General features: G+C 42.3%; 12 protein-coding genes. 9 read left to right on the top strand and 3 right to left on the bottom strand.

Going from position 1 to position 16,641, the window contains the following annotated elements:
- Positions 1 to 146: 146 nt before the first annotated feature.
- From AB4135_RS11560 to gloA, 9 genes are all read left to right on the top strand, one after another.
- Positions 147 to 2,072 (top strand): EAL domain-containing protein, encoded by a 1,926-nt coding sequence (locus AB4135_RS11560; RefSeq protein WP_371992979.1) that lies wholly within the window; start codon positions 147 to 149, stop codon positions 2,070 to 2,072.
- 106 nt (positions 2,073 to 2,178) lie between these two features.
- Positions 2,179 to 2,757 (top strand): electron transport complex subunit RsxA, encoded by a 579-nt coding sequence (rsxA, locus tag AB4135_RS11565; RefSeq protein ID WP_371992981.1) that lies wholly within the window; start codon positions 2,179 to 2,181, stop codon positions 2,755 to 2,757.
- Positions 2,758 to 2,759: 2 nt separating this feature from the next.
- The gene (gene rsxB / locus AB4135_RS11570; RefSeq protein ID WP_371992983.1) at positions 2,760 to 3,329 is read left to right on the top strand and encodes an electron transport complex subunit RsxB; all 570 of its coding nucleotides are present in this window, start codon (positions 2,760 to 2,762) and stop codon (positions 3,327 to 3,329) included.
- Positions 3,323 to 5,962: an electron transport complex subunit RsxC gene (rsxC, locus tag AB4135_RS11575; protein ID WP_371992985.1), complete on the top strand. Its 2,640-nt coding sequence runs from the start codon at positions 3,323 to 3,325 to the stop codon at positions 5,960 to 5,962. Before rsxB ends, rsxC begins: the two co-directional genes overlap by 7 nt.
- Before the next feature lie 3 nt (positions 5,963 to 5,965).
- Complete coding sequence (gene rsxD, locus AB4135_RS11580) at positions 5,966 to 7,018, top strand: electron transport complex subunit RsxD (protein WP_371992987.1); 1,053 nt, start codon at positions 5,966 to 5,968, stop codon at positions 7,016 to 7,018.
- A gap of 93 nt (positions 7,019 to 7,111) precedes the next feature.
- Positions 7,112 to 7,738: an electron transport complex subunit RsxG gene (gene rsxG, locus AB4135_RS11585; protein WP_371993154.1), complete on the top strand. Its 627-nt coding sequence runs from the start codon at positions 7,112 to 7,114 to the stop codon at positions 7,736 to 7,738.
- The gene (locus tag AB4135_RS11590; protein WP_371992989.1) at positions 7,731 to 8,426 is read left to right on the top strand and encodes an electron transport complex subunit E; all 696 of its coding nucleotides are present in this window, start codon (positions 7,731 to 7,733) and stop codon (positions 8,424 to 8,426) included. The genes rsxG and AB4135_RS11590 overlap by 8 nt, the downstream gene beginning before the upstream one ends.
- A 64-nt stretch (positions 8,427 to 8,490) precedes the next feature.
- Positions 8,491 to 9,132 (top strand): endonuclease III, encoded by a 642-nt coding sequence (nth, locus tag AB4135_RS11595; RefSeq protein ID WP_371992991.1) that lies wholly within the window; start codon positions 8,491 to 8,493, stop codon positions 9,130 to 9,132.
- 342 nt (positions 9,133 to 9,474) lie between these two features.
- Positions 9,475 to 9,885 (top strand): lactoylglutathione lyase, encoded by a 411-nt coding sequence (gloA, locus tag AB4135_RS11600; RefSeq protein ID WP_371992993.1) that lies wholly within the window; start codon positions 9,475 to 9,477, stop codon positions 9,883 to 9,885.
- Positions 9,886 to 10,006: 121 nt separating this feature from the next.
- On the opposite strand, the gene AB4135_RS11605 is transcribed toward gloA, so the two are convergent.
- From AB4135_RS11605 to AB4135_RS11615, 3 genes are all read right to left on the bottom strand, one after another.
- Complete coding sequence (locus AB4135_RS11605; protein ID WP_371992995.1) at positions 10,007 to 12,532, bottom strand: TonB-dependent receptor; 2,526 nt, start codon at positions 12,530 to 12,532, stop codon at positions 10,007 to 10,009.
- Positions 12,533 to 13,149: 617 nt separating this feature from the next.
- Positions 13,150 to 13,536 (bottom strand): hypothetical protein, encoded by a 387-nt coding sequence (locus tag AB4135_RS11610; RefSeq protein WP_371992997.1) that lies wholly within the window; start codon positions 13,534 to 13,536, stop codon positions 13,150 to 13,152.
- 121 nt (positions 13,537 to 13,657) lie between these two features.
- Positions 13,658 to 16,639 carry a carboxypeptidase regulatory-like domain-containing protein gene (locus AB4135_RS11615; RefSeq protein ID WP_371992999.1) on the bottom strand — a complete coding sequence of 994 codons (2,982 nt, stop codon included), beginning with the start codon at positions 16,637 to 16,639 and terminating at the stop codon, positions 13,658 to 13,660.
- Positions 16,640 to 16,641: the final 2 nt, after the last annotated feature.

A 16,641-nucleotide genomic window follows, 5' to 3' on the forward strand; every position in this document is an offset into this window, starting at 1 on the left:
AGCATTTCAGCATTTCAGCAAAGATTATCTCCAATTAAAATTCCTCAAGTAAAGCGACTGATAATAAATTTAAAACATGTTTATAATGGCCTTTGATACATCTTTTAGCAGTATCACCGTCTTCTATAAATGCGAATGGACTCAATATGACTAGTTTCCGATATTATCAGCTGTTTTTAGTATCCATTTTCTGCGTGCTTACGTTTATCACATACTCAATCAATCGAGCCGACATAGACAAACACAGCGAAGAAGTACTCGCACAATACACCGCCAGCATTGCAGCAAAGAGCATTTGGCAGGGCGATGGTAAGGATTTATATCAGGATTTAGACCAGCAGTTCTCTTTTCAATTTTTTCAATATATAGACAGCAATGATAGCGATAATAGTTACACTAAAGGTCAATTACTTTTTAAAAATAACGATATAACAAGTAACTTCTTTGACGTCGATATCCCCTATACCCAATCTTTAACAAATGGACGCTTACAAGTAAAACTCTCCATTGGAAACACTTTTTTAGAAATCGTTGAACAGTTTAAACTGCAACTGATGCTCATTTGGGGCACATTTCTGTTTATCAGTTTATTTACACTACTACTCACTTCCCGCCAAACAAAGAAAATTCAATATGGCGCAAAACTCATAGAAGAACTGCCTAGTTTTACTTTTCACTCGATACAAAAATCTAAGTTAAAAGGCGAATTCAAGCCTTTAGCTGCAGCGATTGAGTCATGTCAGCATAATTTAAAAGCCGAAATTGATAAGCTCAATGAGTCCAATGAAAAACTATCAAGAGCAGCATTTCAAGATCCTATTACTGGTTTCGGCACCCGAGCTAAATTCACTGAAAAACTCAATGATATCTGCTCCCCTAATAGCCAACAATTCGGTGTACTTGCCATGGTAAAAGCCACAGAGCTTGGCGCCATAAACCAATTACATGGTCGTGAGGCTGGTGACGATTACTTAACCAGAATTGCAAATCACATTAGAAAATCGTTAGTTAAATCTCCGAATGCTTATTGTTACCGGATCTCAACAGCGGATTTTGCACTCATACTGCCGGATGTCACGCTTAAAGATGGCACCAGTATAATTGAGCAGGTAAAGAATGCATTCGATGATTATCAGCAAAGTTTAGGTACTGATTCAGTTGCCTATATAGGTTTGTGCCCCTACTTACAGGATAGTGACCCGGTATCTTTGATGACCCTTGCTGATACCGCCGTGAGTATTGCTCAAACATTAGGACCTAACAGTGTACATGTATTACAGAAACTGACTGGCGATGAGTTATTTGGTGATAGCCGCTGGAAAGTCGCGATAGATGATATTGTTAAACGTAAAGCGATAAAATTCTATGCCCAGCCTATCCGCCCCTGCAGAAACGATGTCGAATCATACCGAGAACTGCTATCTCGATTTTATAATGACCAAGGGAAGTTTCTTCCAACGGCAACCGTAATAGCGATGGCTGAACGCCATGGAATGAGCGAGGAGCTCGACAAACTCGTCATTCTAAAGACCTTAAGCATGCTCAATGAAACACCATCAATGTCTGGTTTATTTGGTATAAATATATCAGCATCGTCAGCAAACCAAGAAAATTTTGTTGCGTGGCTTAAAAATGTGTTGGGTCGTCAACGTCACTTAGCAGCAAGATTAGTTTTTGAAGTCAATGAGTCAGGGATGCAGACGAACTTGTCCGCAACTTACCACTTTATCAATGAAGCCCACAGTGTAGGTGCACGTGTATCTATTGAACGATTTGGCCTAGGCTTCACCTCTTTTAAGTTTTTCAAAGATGTACGACCAGACTTTATTAAATTGGACGGCAGCTATACCCAAGGAATAAATTCTGACTCTCACAATCAATTCTTCGTCAAAATGATTATTGATATAGCAAGAAAGCTCACTATCCGTGTGATTGCCACTGGGGTAGAAAACCAAGAAGAGAAATTAGCGATGGAGCATTTGTTAATGGATGGCCTTCAAGGCTACTACATCGCCAAACCAACCCCTTTACTAACAGTAAGTAACAGTGAAAAACCACAATTGGTGCTCTAAATTCACTCACTAGAAACCAAATTCATTTGTCCCTGCTTTCTTTGTGTTGTTTATAGGGCCGGAAAAGCCGATAATAGCGGTAATATTGTCTAAATAATGAATTGAGATGAGTGAATATCTCCTGTTATTGGTTGGCACCGTGCTGGTCAATAACTTTGTACTAGTTAAATTCCTAGGTCTATGTCCCTTTATGGGAGTATCAAGCAAACTTGAGTCGGCTATTGGTATGTCAATGGCGACCACTTTCGTGCTGACCTTGGCTTCTATTCTCAGCTACCTTGTAAACCAGTACCTTCTGCTGCCGTTTGATCTCGGCTACCTCAGAACAATGAGCTTTATTCTAGTCATTGCTGTCGTCGTTCAATTTACTGAGATGTTAGTACAGAAAACCAGCGCATCTTTACATCGCGCATTAGGAATTTATCTGCCACTGATTACAACAAACTGTGCAGTACTAGGTGTGGCACTACTTAATATTAATGAAGACCATAACTTTTTAGAGTCGGCAATTTTTGGCTTTGGCGCGGCAGTAGGGTTTTCTTTAGTGCTTATCCTGTTTTCCGCCATGCGTGAACGGCTTGCTGCTGCAGATGTTCCAGCTCCATTTAAAGGCGGTGCTATCGCCATGGTTACCGCAGGTCTTATGTCTCTCGCATTTATGGGCTTTACAGGATTGGTTAAATAAACATGTCAGGTATTGTTATTGCAATTGTTGTCCTCACGATACTCGCCCTTGTCTTTGGTGTCTTGCTTGGATTTGCCGCAGAAAAATTTAAAGTAGAAGGTAATCCGTTAGTCGATCAAGTTGAAGCCTTATTACCTCAAACCCAGTGTGGACAATGTGGTTACCCAGGTTGTAAACCTTATGCTGAAGCTATTGCCAACGGCGATCAAATCAATAAATGTCCGCCTGGTGGCACCGCTACCATGGAAAAAATTGCCGATCTGCTCGGTGTCGATCCCCAACCTTTAACAGCAACAGAAGAAGTACAAGAAAAGAAGGTCGCGTTTATACGGGAAGATGAGTGTATTGGCTGTACTAAATGTATTCAGGCATGCCCGGTAGATGCCATATTAGGCTCAGGTAAGCTGATGCATACAGTAATCACCGATTATTGCACAGGATGCGATCTATGCGTCGCTCCCTGCCCTGTAGATTGTATTGACATGCTACCGATAGAACAAACAACTAAAACGTGGGATTGGCAGTTAAATGCAATACCAGTGAAACAAGTGCAAGAGGAACCTCAGTGCTAACTTTATTAGAACAAATTGATAAAGGAACCATTTGGCGCTCCCATGGTGGTATTCACCCGCCAGAGTTAAAAACCTTATCCAATAAAACCGCAATTGAAACGTTGCCTTTGGCCAAGCAATTTATTGTACCGATCCCGCAAGTGGGCGACAGTGCTCTGCTTACCATTCATGCTGGCGATCAAGTACTTAAGGGGCAAGCGCTTACAGAAGGGACAAGCTTTGCTCATTGTCCTGTACACGCGCCTACATCCGGGACTATCACTGCGATAAAGCCGATGCCTAGTAACCATGCGTCCGGTTTACCAGTGTTAAGTTGTATTTTAATTGCCGATGGCAAGGATGAAGCCGTTGAAACCGACATTAGTGAGGTTGCAGCGTTAGATAATCAACAGATTTTAGAAAAGATACAAGACGCAGGCATTGCAGGTCTTGGTGGAGCAGCGTTCCCCACTCATATAAAACTGCGACCCGCTAGCGATATTGAGCTTGTGATCATCAATGGCATTGAGTGTGAGCCTTATATCACCTCTGACGATAGACTGATGCAAGAGCACAGCGATGAAATCATTTCAGGCATCGCGATTATTGAACGTCTATTGACACCAAAGCGAATTATTATCGCCATAGAAGATAACAAGCCTGAAGCAATAGAAGCGATGCAGCATTCATTAAATCGAAGTGAACTGTCTAGCGATAAAGCTCGAATAACTAGCGTACCAACTAAATACCCTTCAGGTGGAGAAAAGCAATTAATCCAGATCCTGACTGGCCAAGAGGTGCCATCAGGCGCAATTCCGGCACAACTAGGTATGCTGGTTCAAAATGTGGCAACGGCTTACGCAATCCAGGATGCGGTGATTAACGGCCAGCCACTAATTTCAAGAGTTGTCACGGTTACAGGGCAAAATAGTGAAAGCCCAGGTAACTATTGGATTCGGATCGGCACACCCATCGACCATATACTTCAGACCAAAGGCTTTAAAGGCAAGCTTGAACAGGATAAAGTTATTATAGGTGGCCCAATGATGGGACATTCATTACCTGATGTTGCAGCACCAGTGCTTAAAGGCACTAACTGTATTTTATTGCCAAGTAGTGAAGAGATAGCTCCTGAGCAACCAGAAATGCCATGCATCCGCTGTGGTGAGTGCGCTGTGGCCTGCCCTGCCTTACTGCTACCACAACAGCTGTTTTGGCATGCTCAAGCACAAGAATATGATAAAGCGGCCAGCTTCAACCTCAGTGATTGTATTGAGTGTGGTTGTTGTAGCTATGTTTGCCCTAGTGACATTCCATTGGTTGAGTATTATCGAGTCGCAAAATCAGCGCTTCGGACACAGTCAGAAGAAAAGAAACAAGCAGACTTTGCTAAACAACGCTTTGATGCAAGACAACAGCGCTTGGAAGACGAAAAACTCGCCCGCGAAAATAAGGCTAAAGAAGCCGCCGAACGCCGTAAGAGCAATATGAGCGGCACCGATAAAAATGCAGTCGCTGACGCGATGGCACGAATTAAGGCCAAGAAGGCCGCTGATGCTTCAGCAGACAATACTCCAACTGACACAGTTCAAGATAAGAAAGCGCAAGTCGCTGCAGCCATTGCACGCGCCAAAGCTAAAAAGTCGTTATCGCCTGACGCAAGCGCAGCAACGGCTGAAGCAAATGATATTGTTGATGATAAGAAAGCTAAAATAAATGCTGCGATCGCAAGAGCTAAAGCTAAGAAAGCACAGCAGACCAGTCCAGCCGGCACAGAGCTTAGCAATGAACAAAGCAATCCTGTAGCGCTCGATGATAAAAAAGCTAAAGTAGCCGCAGCTATCGCACGCGCCAAGGCTAAGAAGCAAGTTCAGGCCGGTAATACCGTCCACGAACAACGCACGAATACAGTAGATGTAGATGTAGATGTAGAAATATCTAGCCAATTGAGTTCACAAACGGATGCGACTCAGTCTGCAGAAGATATTAAGAAAGCTCGTATCGCCGCAGCGGTTGCCAAAGCTAAGGCTAAAAAGGCAAACACAGCAGGCAGTACTGAACCAACTCAAGTCGATACAGGTGAAAGCCAGCAGCTGAACTCACAAACTGACGTTGCTCAGTCTGCAGAAGAGATAAAGAAAGCCCGTATCGCCGCAGCGGTTGCCAAAGCTAAAGCCAAAAAGGCAAACACAACAGGCAGTGCTGAATCAACTCAAGTCGATACAGGTGAAAGCCAGCAGCTGAACTCAAAAACTGACGTTACTCAGTCTGCAGAAGAGATAAAGAAAACTCGTATCGCCGCAGCGATTGCCAAAGCTAAAGTCAAAAAGGCAAACACAGCAGGCAGTACAGAATCAACTCAAGTCGATACAGGTGAAAGCCAGCAGCTGAAGTCACAAACTGACTTTGCTCAATCTGCAAACGAGATAAAGAAGGCCCGTATCGCCGCAGCGGTTGCCAAAGCTAAAGCCAAAAAGGCAAACTCGACAGGCAGTGCTGAATCAACTCAAGTCGATACAGGTGAAAGCCAGCAGCTGAGCTCACAAACTGACGTTCCTCAGTCTCCAGAAGAGATGAAGAAAGCTCGTATCGCCGCCGCGGTTGCAAAAGCGAAGGCAAAAAAAGCAAAAGCTAAACTGGAAGAGAAGGAATAATTCATGGCATTTAAGTTAGCGTCATCGCCACACTTAAAAGTGCAACTGCAAACCCAGAGCGTCATGCGCAGAGTGATTTTATGTGCATTACCTGGTATTGCAGCCCAGTTTTACTTTTTCGGCTGGGGCGTATTAGTACAAGTCATGCTGGCAATAACCATTGCACTTCTAAGTGAAGCTGCGGTGCTAAAACTGCGTAAACGTCCAATAATGCCAACATTAAGTGACAACAGTGCAGTGCTTACTGCGTTGCTGATTGGTGTTTCAATCCCCTCGATTGCCCCTTGGTGGGTAGTGGTGGTTGGTACTATTTTTGCCATTGTAATCGTTAAACATCTCTATGGTGGACTTGGGCAAAACATCTTCAATCCCGCGATGGCGGCGTATGTAATGTTGCTTATCTCCTTTCCTGTTCAAATGACTAGTTGGTCTGTGCCTTTATCACTAGCACAAACACCAATGGATTTTGGGCTCACACTTAGCGCTATTTTTGGTGCATTAACGCCCGAACAACTCTCTATCTACAAGTACGGCATTGACGGCATCGCAATGGCGACACCACTGGATACGGTTAAAACGGATCTATCACTTGGACTCACTATTACAGAAAGCCTATCAAAATCCATTTTTTCGGACGGTTTCGGTATTGGCTGGTTCTGGGTCAATGTCGCGTATTTAGTCGGTGGTTTAGCCATGCTTAAATTAAAGGTGATCCGTTGGCAGATCAGTGTCGGTATACTCGTATCACTTTTCGTTTGCAGCAGCTTTGGTTATCTTTTAAGCCCAGATACTCACATAGGCCCGTTATTCCAACTGTTTTCTGGTGCAACGATGCTAGCGGTATTTTTTATTGCTACCGACCCAGTTACAGCTGCAACCAGTGTCCGTGGGCGACTATTGTTCGGTGCTTTGATTGGCATATTGGTTTATGTCATCCGCACTTATGGTGGCTATCCCGATGCCTTTGCATTCGCCATTTTGCTAGCCAATTTATGCGCACCATTTATCGACTATTATATTAAGCCAAGAAGTTATGGTCACCGGGCTGGCAGTTAACAATAGAGAAATTGCGATTGTAGTTGTCAAATACAGTGACTAAGAATAGACGTTATCGACGATTAGGTTAAAGATAAAATTTTGAAAAAATCAATGTTGAAAAATGGCTTATTGCTAGGGTTATTTGCCTTGCTTTGTACAGGACTTGTAGCGGGGGTAAACCAGCTTACCTTTGCAAAAATAAAGCAACAAGAGCAGATTGAGCTTTCGCGAGTGCTGCATCAGATTATTCCTGATGAGGTCCATGATAATGAGCTCACACAGCACTGTATCACGATTCAAAATAGTGATTATTTAGGTACAGATAAACCTTTGCCAGCCTATATCGCTACGCAAAATGGCGACGGTGTTGCCATAGCTATTGAAACCGTAGCCCCCGACGGATATAACGGCAATATTAAAATAATCATTGGTTTAAATAAGGCTGGCGAAGTACTTGGCGTCAGAACCTTATCTCACCAGGAAACACCAGGACTGGGCGATAAAATTGAACTTCGCAAGTCTGATTGGGTAACCAAGTTTAATGGCCTTAGCGTGTCCTCTGAAAAAGATAAACGTTGGCATGTCAAAAAAGATGGTGGCCAGATAGATCAGTTTACTGGTGCCACTATCACCCCGCGCGCCTACGTTAAAGCAGTGAAGCTAGCAACACTGTATTTTAATGAACACAAACAAGAGTTACTGAGCGCACCTGCGAGTTGTGAGGTAGATTATGAGTGATTACAAAGAACTAGCATGGCAAGGGCTGTGGAAAAATAATCCAGGACTGGTGCAGTTACTAGGCTTGTGTCCCCTGCTTGCGGTGACTGCCACGTTAACCAATGCACTCGGTTTGGGTTTAGCGACTATGTTAGTGTTAGTCGGCTCAAATATTCTGGTTTCCCTTGTGAGGGACTATGTTCCGAAAGAGATCCGAATTCCAGTATTTGTGATGATTATCGCGGCGCTAGTGACGAGTGTGCAGCTCTTTATCAATGCCTATGCTTACGGGCTTTATCTATCTCTGGGGATCTTTTTACCACTTATTGTGACCAACTGCGTCATCATTGGCAGAGCTGAAGCATTCGCCTCTCGCAATAGCGTTGCTAAATCAACATTTGATGGGCTAATGATGGGTTTAGGCTTTACGCTTGTACTTTGTGTACTGGGAGCAAGCCGGGAGATCTTAGGTCAAGGTACGCTATTTTATGGTGCTGACCAGTTGTTAGGTGAGTGGGCTAAAGGGCTAACGATTCAAATTTGGCAGGTCGATACCACTTTCCTACTGGCCATGCTTCCACCTGGTGCTTTTATCGGTATGGGGCTGCTTATTGCGCTTAAGAATGTTATTGATAACTATATTGAAGCTAGACAGCCTAAAGTTGAACAGGAAGCGCCGGCTCGAGTCAGAATAACTAAAGTAAATTAGTACACAACAAATAGATGATTAAGAGTTACATCCTTAAATAATAACAACAGATGGATAGTGGCATATGAACACAGAAAAGCGCCGCCTTATTTTAGAGCGTTTACGAGATAATAATCCAAAGCCAGAAACTGAGCTTAACTTCTCTAGCCCTTTTGAATTGCTAGTTGCAGTCACGCTTTCGGCGCAAGCAACCGATGTCAGTGTCAATAAAGCCACAGACAAACTGTTCCCCGTGGCCAACACTGCACAGTCTATCGCAGCGCTCGGCGTTGAAGGTCTTAAAGGTTATATTAAAACCATTGGACTCTATAACAATAAAGCAATTAATGTCGTCAAGGCCTGTGAAATACTAGTTGAAAAATATGACGGGGAAGTACCAGAAAACAGAGAAGCCCTAGAGGCGCTGCCAGGCGTAGGCAGGAAAACGGCTAATGTTGTGCTTAACACCGCATTCGGTTGGCCTACAATAGCCGTAGATACACACATAGATAGAGTTTCTAACCGAACGAAGTTCGCAATGGGCAAGAATGTTGTAGAAGTCGAAAAGAAACTTCTAAAGGTGGTTCCTGCAGAGTTTAAAGTCGATGTGCATCATTGGTTAATTCTACACGGTCGTTATACCTGTATTGCGAGAAAGCCACGCTGCGGAAGTTGTATTATTGAAGATTTGTGTGAATTTAAGGACAAGGTGTATCCAGAAGAATAGCCTTCAATACCCGTTAACAGGCTAACACAGTCAATAAAAAAGCCGCTAACGCGGCTTTTTTCTAAAACATGCAGATAAAGAAAATAGACAGAAACACTGCAATTATAGCGCTAAGACCTAGCGACATTTTTAGTTCAGTTTGCATCGACAACTCCTTAATGTAGTGAGTTAATACTATAAGAAAATTGAGACTTTCTCAGGCAATAATCAAGGTTTTGTGATCTGCATACAGACTTTTTCTGACGATTATGCAAGGTAAGCACAAATAGTTCCCAAGTGGATTAAATTCGATATACTTCTGCTATAAATCAAAGAGAAAAACCAACAAATTAAGAGGTTCAAATGGCACAGTTATTACATACCATGCTACGCGTAGGTAATTTAGAGCGCAGTATCACATTTTATACTCAAGTAATGGGCATGAAACTACTGCGTAAAAGCGAAAACAGTGAGTATAAATATACGCTTGCATTCGTAGGATACGACGAAGAATCAACAGGTAGCGCAGTAATAGAGCTCACCTATAACTGGGGTACTGAATCCTATGATATGGGTAACGCTTTTGGTCATATTGCCATTGGTGAAGAAGACATTTATGCGCGTTGTGATGCCATTGCGAATGCCGGTGGTAAGGTGATTCGCCCAGCAGGTCCGGTCGCAGGTGGCACAACTGAAATAGCATTTGTTGAAGATCCTGATGGCTACAAAATTGAGTTAATCCAAATGAGCTCGTCACAAAAAGGTCTTGGATGAGTTCTTAACGTTCTGAGTTAACCTGCTTAGAAAGCATCGCCAAAAATCCATCAATGAAGTACAAAAATTAAAGACATAAAAAAAGCGCCTTACGGCGCTTTTTCATTTCTAGACTTAAAGATTAGAACTTAACAGTTACACCAGCAAAGTACTGACGACCAATGGTGTCATAGACTTCTGGAACTGTACCGCCATCACTACCATTAGAAACGGTTGAAGGCTCTTCGTCAGTCAAGTTCTTAACACCAGCACTCAACATCCAAGTATCGTTGATGTAGTAGCTAGCAGAAACATTGTGGTATAGCACTGAGTCAACTTTAGTGCCTGCACCTAGGTCATCCATTTCACCAATGTAACGGTTGAAGTACATAACGCTCCAATCGTCTTGACCGGCTTTAATGCTAAAGTTGTTACGGAATTCCGCGTAAGCACCGAAGTTACCATCGATAGTGTTAGTGTAATCAACGCCATCTTGCTCAAAGTTGAGTAAGTAGGTTGTATCGTTAGCTACGGTCCAATCTAAGTTTAACGCTTCAAAGCTATAAGCTAAGTTAAAGTCAATACCACTGGTGTCTTGGTAACCCACGTTAGTCAATGTGTTAGTGAGCTTAGTCAAATCACCATCCATTGTAATATTAAACATATCACAAGCCGCTTGATCTCCAGCCTTACAGTTTTTTAGACCATTTTGGGTGTCCATACGCGCAATTGCATTTTTAACCTTAAAGCGCCAGTAATCGACTGTTAGCGACATACCATCAACATAGCTAGGCGAGTAAACTAAACCAGCAGTGTAAGACTCAGACTCCTCAGGCTGAAGATCTTCATCAGATTCACGAATAACTAATATCTGAGCATCTTGCTGAGGGTTTTCTTCAGTTGCCCAAGGATCCGTTAGATAATCATAAGAACCTGAGTTTCCGCCGTATAACTCGCTTACACTTGGCGCACGGAAACCAGTTGCCGCTACAGTACGGATCATTAGGTCATCTGTTGCTTCGTATGTTAGACCAATCTTCCAAGTTGATGCATTACCAAATGTAGAGTAATCATCGAAACGTAGAGCGAATTCACCCGTTAATTTATCAGTAAATGGTACGCTAACTTCTTGGAATACTGAAATAACGTTGTAGTTACCGTCTGTTGGGTCTTGCTGTGCAGCAGTACTTTCACCCGCAACAACAATTGGGTCTGGATTGTAGTAACCACTTTCATAACGGTACTCTGCACCCATTGCAAATGCGACTGCACCAGCATCAAGGTCAAATAGCTCACCGCTGATACCAGCTGAGAATACATGCTGCTCGTTACCGCCGTCAGCTTCTTCTGTGTATGCAACACTGTCTAGCAAGTCTTGATCTGTCATTGGTTGACCAGTCAACCATGGATCTTGATCTGCGTAGATAGCTTCAGTCATCAAAGTCGCGTTGATTGAGTTTTCTACTTTCGTTTTAGCTTTGTTCTTACCGTAGGTGTAAGATAAATCCCAATCCATGCCAGTATTAACATCGATTGAACCCGCTAAGCCTGCAGATACGCGAAGAGTATCTGTATCTTGGCTGTAGATACGCGGACCTACATCATTCATACGTTTTCTGTAGTTAACATTGCCTTTATCGTCTGGCTTAATACCCGCTGCAATCATGTCATCATCAAGTTCTAGACACGTTGCAGGATCATCACCGGCTTCACAAACAGCGAGATCTAAGTTTGCAGGTTGAGGAGCTAACTGTTGGTTCGACTTACGTTTGGTATAAAGAATGTCACCTGTTAGTACTAAGTCATCACCCAACTCTTGAGTCATGTTAGCAAATAAGCTGTAACGCTTACTTGGTGTTTGATAGAAACTATCTTGGGTGTAATCGTAGCTTTCTTCACGATCGACCCAGTTGCCACTATCATCTTTAACCATTCCACCTAAAGAGCCGTTTGGAATAAATGAGCTTGCGCCTGGATCTGTCCAGTCACGGTCTGATTGAATCACACCACGACGCTCTGAGTATGCGGCACCAAATGTGTAGTTACCCGTATCGGTATTGAATCCATATAGTGCACTGACTTCGCCGTTTTCACCGTCGCTCTTATCAGTCATGCCACCCGTTACGTCAATCTGGAAGCCTTCAAAATCTTTCTTAGTAATGATGTTAACAACACCAGCAATAGCGTCTGAACCATAAACAGCTGACGCGCCGTCTTTTAGGATTTCAACGCGAGCAATCATTGCTACTGGGATAGAGTTAAGATCCACAGCGCTGTCTGCGCCAGAACCTGAGTTAACCATACGACGGCCGTTAAGCAGAACTAATGTACGCTGTGAACCCATACCACGTAGGTCGACCTGAGCAACACCGTCAGCGCCGTTATTGGTACTTGAACCAACTGCTGCGCCAGCCATTGATGTTTGCGCCTGTAGCATTTGGTCTACAGAGGTGAAACCTTCTGCTTTAATCGTTGCAGCATCAATCACGGTTACTGGAGAAGCTGTTTCCATATCTTGACGTTGAATGCGGGAGCCGGTAACAGCGATGCGCTCTACTTTAGCTTCCTCTTCTGCGTATGCTGCTGTTGATACTGTAATAGCAGATGTTGAGACTGATGCAATCAATCCAAACTTAATTGCTGAGGCCAATTTAGATGGTCTGTTCATTTATGTCGTACTCCCTAACTTAATTATTTTTATATGCACGTCATTTGTTATCACTGACGTTGCTAGGGATACTGCAATTTCACGTTTAAAGCGTCAATCCACCAAATCGTTAACTATTCGCTTTACAATGTTAATGACAATGACAAAAAAGGTAACCGTAGTTATTGCGCTACGTTTAAAGCAAATACAAAAACAGACCAGAGCAACACAAAAAACCTTCATATGGAGAATTAACAGATGAATAAACCGCAGTTGAGTTAACAAGTACGCAACCACACCAAAAAAGCAAAGTGTGACACCGATCACACTTTAAGTGGTATTTTTTTAGTAAGAGAGCTGGATGAATAGCGAATATTTAGAGCTAGCTCCTATTTTTTTGATACTAAATAGACTAGCCATAAAGAATTTGTTCAGAAATGAAGACTTCAGCAAAAGATAACTTGTAGCAATAGTGTGACACTCGCGAGTAAAGCGTTAGCAACGCGCTAACAACTGTTGTCGAACAACCCTGTAAATGCTACATATATAAATAGTCACTTTATCCGCATAAAACAAAATTTCAGTGCAAAATGGCCAATCAATGATTATGTTGAGAGGCTTAGAAAATTACTGTGTTTTTATTGATAATTGACTTCGATCGTATAACTAATATTGCCCTTACCTACATTTTCATCTGAGATAACTGTTATCTCACCACCTATATAGATGGCTGCATTGGTTGAAAGCGAGAATAACTGTTGCTGCGTGCCGTTGGGTAATAGAGGTGTAAACTCAACCAGACTACTATTGCTACCAGACACCTTAACCAATACGGACTGTTCTTCATTTCCCAGCAGCTGAATTTCCCCAAGGGCGGAATCAGATATGGCACAAGCATTACCTGTACGGCTATTAATGGTTAACGTACAAGTATTGTTTTTGGCATTGTAAATATCGCCTAGCTCAATTTCACTTACCTGAGTAATGCTTACAGGTAGAACAAGATTAAACTGAGCTTGGCCCATAACAGATGCTAAGACTATGAATGAGAGCATACTTGCTAGTAATTGAATAAAAGGGTTTGACACTATTATAGGTGCAGTCATTACTGAGCGCGAACAACACAACACAACACACAATTGCGTACTAGAACACTATCTCCTCTAGCTGTTGGAAATCACCGGGTTTAAGTGAAACAGATTGGATAAGACGATCCTTTACCCACAGCTCGTACTCTCCGGGTACTATTTGTTCGAAAATAAACACACCATCGTACTCCACACGAGAAAAATATTCCTTTTCACTGACTGTGGATTTAAGCCAAACTTTTACCCCTTTTGCAGCTTGTTGATTTTCATCGCTCACTTGGTAAATGTAGCCTTCAACTTCAGCGGTAAACATCACAGGAAAAGCAATAGGCTGGATAAAACCTGGATGGGCATTTACTTTAATAATACTAGCAACGGGTACTAAAAATGGGTCAGGCAAGCTACGTTCATTAAGTGCTAGCTTATGGCCACGACTCGTTTGAAGTTGGGTAATGAGTAATTCACCATTATTGTCAGTCATGCTATTGGGACTGTTATGACCGGAAAACTGTAGCCCAGAGAGAGGTGCTTCGTTGGCATCAAATAAGCCATTAGCATTGTCATCTTGAAACGCGATGATTTTAACGCTGCCAGTATTGATAAAGCTGTTTCGATCGATCAACCAGCGGTTATCTGTCGTTTCCCATAACAATGAACTGTTCCATCTTAATTGTGCTAGCCAATCGCCAGTCGCATAGTTGTCGACAGCTAACCTCAATGTGCCAAAATCGAATAGGTAAGATAATGAGTTTCTAGTACTAAAGTCTCCTTCAGTACTCGGCTGATAACGTAATTCCAGCTGATAATTCGCTGCATCACTAATGGCAGAGTTGATATTAGTCACCCATTGCTTAAACTCTAAGGCTGGTGCTAATTCAAGCTCTACATAGCTTCTCATTGACCAATCGCCCAATCTACCTGAAACTGCAATTCTGTCCACCCACTTTTGGGTTTCGATTAACGAGGACCATCTCAGCTCATTACTTAAATTGATAAGCGAAAGTTGCCCTGAAAGATTAAAGTTCACTTGTGTGTTTTCTACACCACTTTGATAAACTAGCCAATCCCCACCAAGCCCCCAATTGACCCCTGAACTTTTAAAAAAACCACTAAGTTGCACATTTGCATCTTGAGCAACACGTCCATCGACATTATCCCAAGAGCTAAAGCGATTATAATTCTGCCACTCAGCTTGCCAGTCAACCTCCTTTAAACGTCCTTGCACCGCGACGCTAGCTGCATGCCCGCCGTCAGTATGGACATAATTGAGTTGCAGCAGCTCTGATTCACCAACAATATTAACCGACAGAGTAGGCAAGAATTGCCATTGTTTGTCACTGTCTTGTTGTTGAATAAGGGAAATACCCGCGGTTAGGTTATCCAACATAGCCCATTTGAAATCAGTGTAATATTGCTTTAGATCATCTTGTTCTCGTTTCATCGCACCCGCGCTGACACCAATGCTCCCCTGTTCCATTACAGAGTTATCTAATAGTTTACTGAAAGACTCTGTTTTTAACTCTCCATTCGGGCCATAAAACCTTAGTTGATATTGATTTAACCCTATGTAATAAGGAACCTTGAAGAAACGATAAACTCCATCAGCTTGAACTCTTTGAACATCAATTAGTCCATTGTTTCTATAAAGTTCTACATCCCAGCCTGGTTCTGTTTCACCTTCAACGACAATATGTCTTATGTCGTTGGTGAACTGAGCTCCAGCATTAAAGTATGCACCCACCCCAGTATTTGCATCCGATACCAAAGCTAGACTGTGGGAAGAAATACTACCTATACGATAACCATTTACCCAACTTTCACTAAGCTCTTTGTTGAGATAACCTGTTATCGTTTCTCCATATTCTGTAGATGATGAGTAAGAGAAATAGCTATCGTGGCTCAAAAGATCCATTTTTGCTTGGATATAACCATCTATAGCCGTATCAGATTGACCTATAAGTGACTGGCTCCTGACTCCTAAGTCTGCACTGATCGCTAAATCTCCAACATGTGCATATTCTGAATTGATCTCTTTAAATTCTTCAGAGCCTATGAGCGCTTTGTTTTTAGTAAATTTTTCAAAACGTTTTTGACGCTCTAGTAATTGGCTCAAAGGGATATTGTCTGACTTTGCAATAGAAAATCTTTGTCTAGCAGAGTCAAAAACAATATTTAGACCAAACATCTGCACTAACACTTTTACGTCGATATAAATATCCCAGTCATCATGAAATAATTTAATGCTATCACTGCCGCAATCAGAGTTGTTTACCCAGTACTGCATAAGTAACTGGCTAATATTAATTTTTCTTTTTTGCTCAATAAACCAGCCTTGTGCACTTTTATTATCAATATCTACTTGTATTGGTAGCAGCAAAAGCTCAGACAAGAACTCCAGCGGTAGGTAATATTCCCCTTCTTGATGGTAAACAAACATCTCATCGCTTAGCAACATATCTGCATAGGATAATTGGTTAATCAAAAAAAGCTCTTCATTCACACCTTGTATTCTATATGGCCTTGCGATATTCCTATTGCATACTTTATCGTCGACTCCCACCTCAGCAGCCACTTTAATAGGTTGTACAATCATCGCTGTATTAGTCTGCGCCACACCGATATCGTTACTCTCGACTGTTGCAGGTATAGGAGTAAGCTTTAGTTTTGGAGATCGACTAGCGGTGCTTACTGAAATCATTGGCTCGGAAGTTTTATTGTGTTCTTCAGTATAAAAGGCTTTATCTAAACGATTAACGTTTACTCTAGGAATTACGGATGAGGCGCTAACAAGATTTAGTTCTTTTAAGGGGTTTTGCTTATTTACTGTCACCTCACTCGGGGCTTCTTTATCCACTTTAGGGGGAATAAAAGCTACATCCTCTATTTGCGAATTAGCCAATGGTAAAGAAGCTAAAGAACGTTTTTCTATGCTGGCCTTTTCGCCGACATTTGAGGGCGTTGGATAAGCGAGCGTTGTAGCCAAAATCGCTGCTAATGTCAGCCAGCGAATAAATTGTAATACATGAAGAAGCTGATCCACAA

The sequence above is a fragment of the Shewanella sp. 10N.286.54.B9 genome (assembly GCF_041468565.1).
Taxonomy (GTDB): domain Bacteria; phylum Pseudomonadota; class Gammaproteobacteria; order Enterobacterales; family Shewanellaceae; genus Shewanella.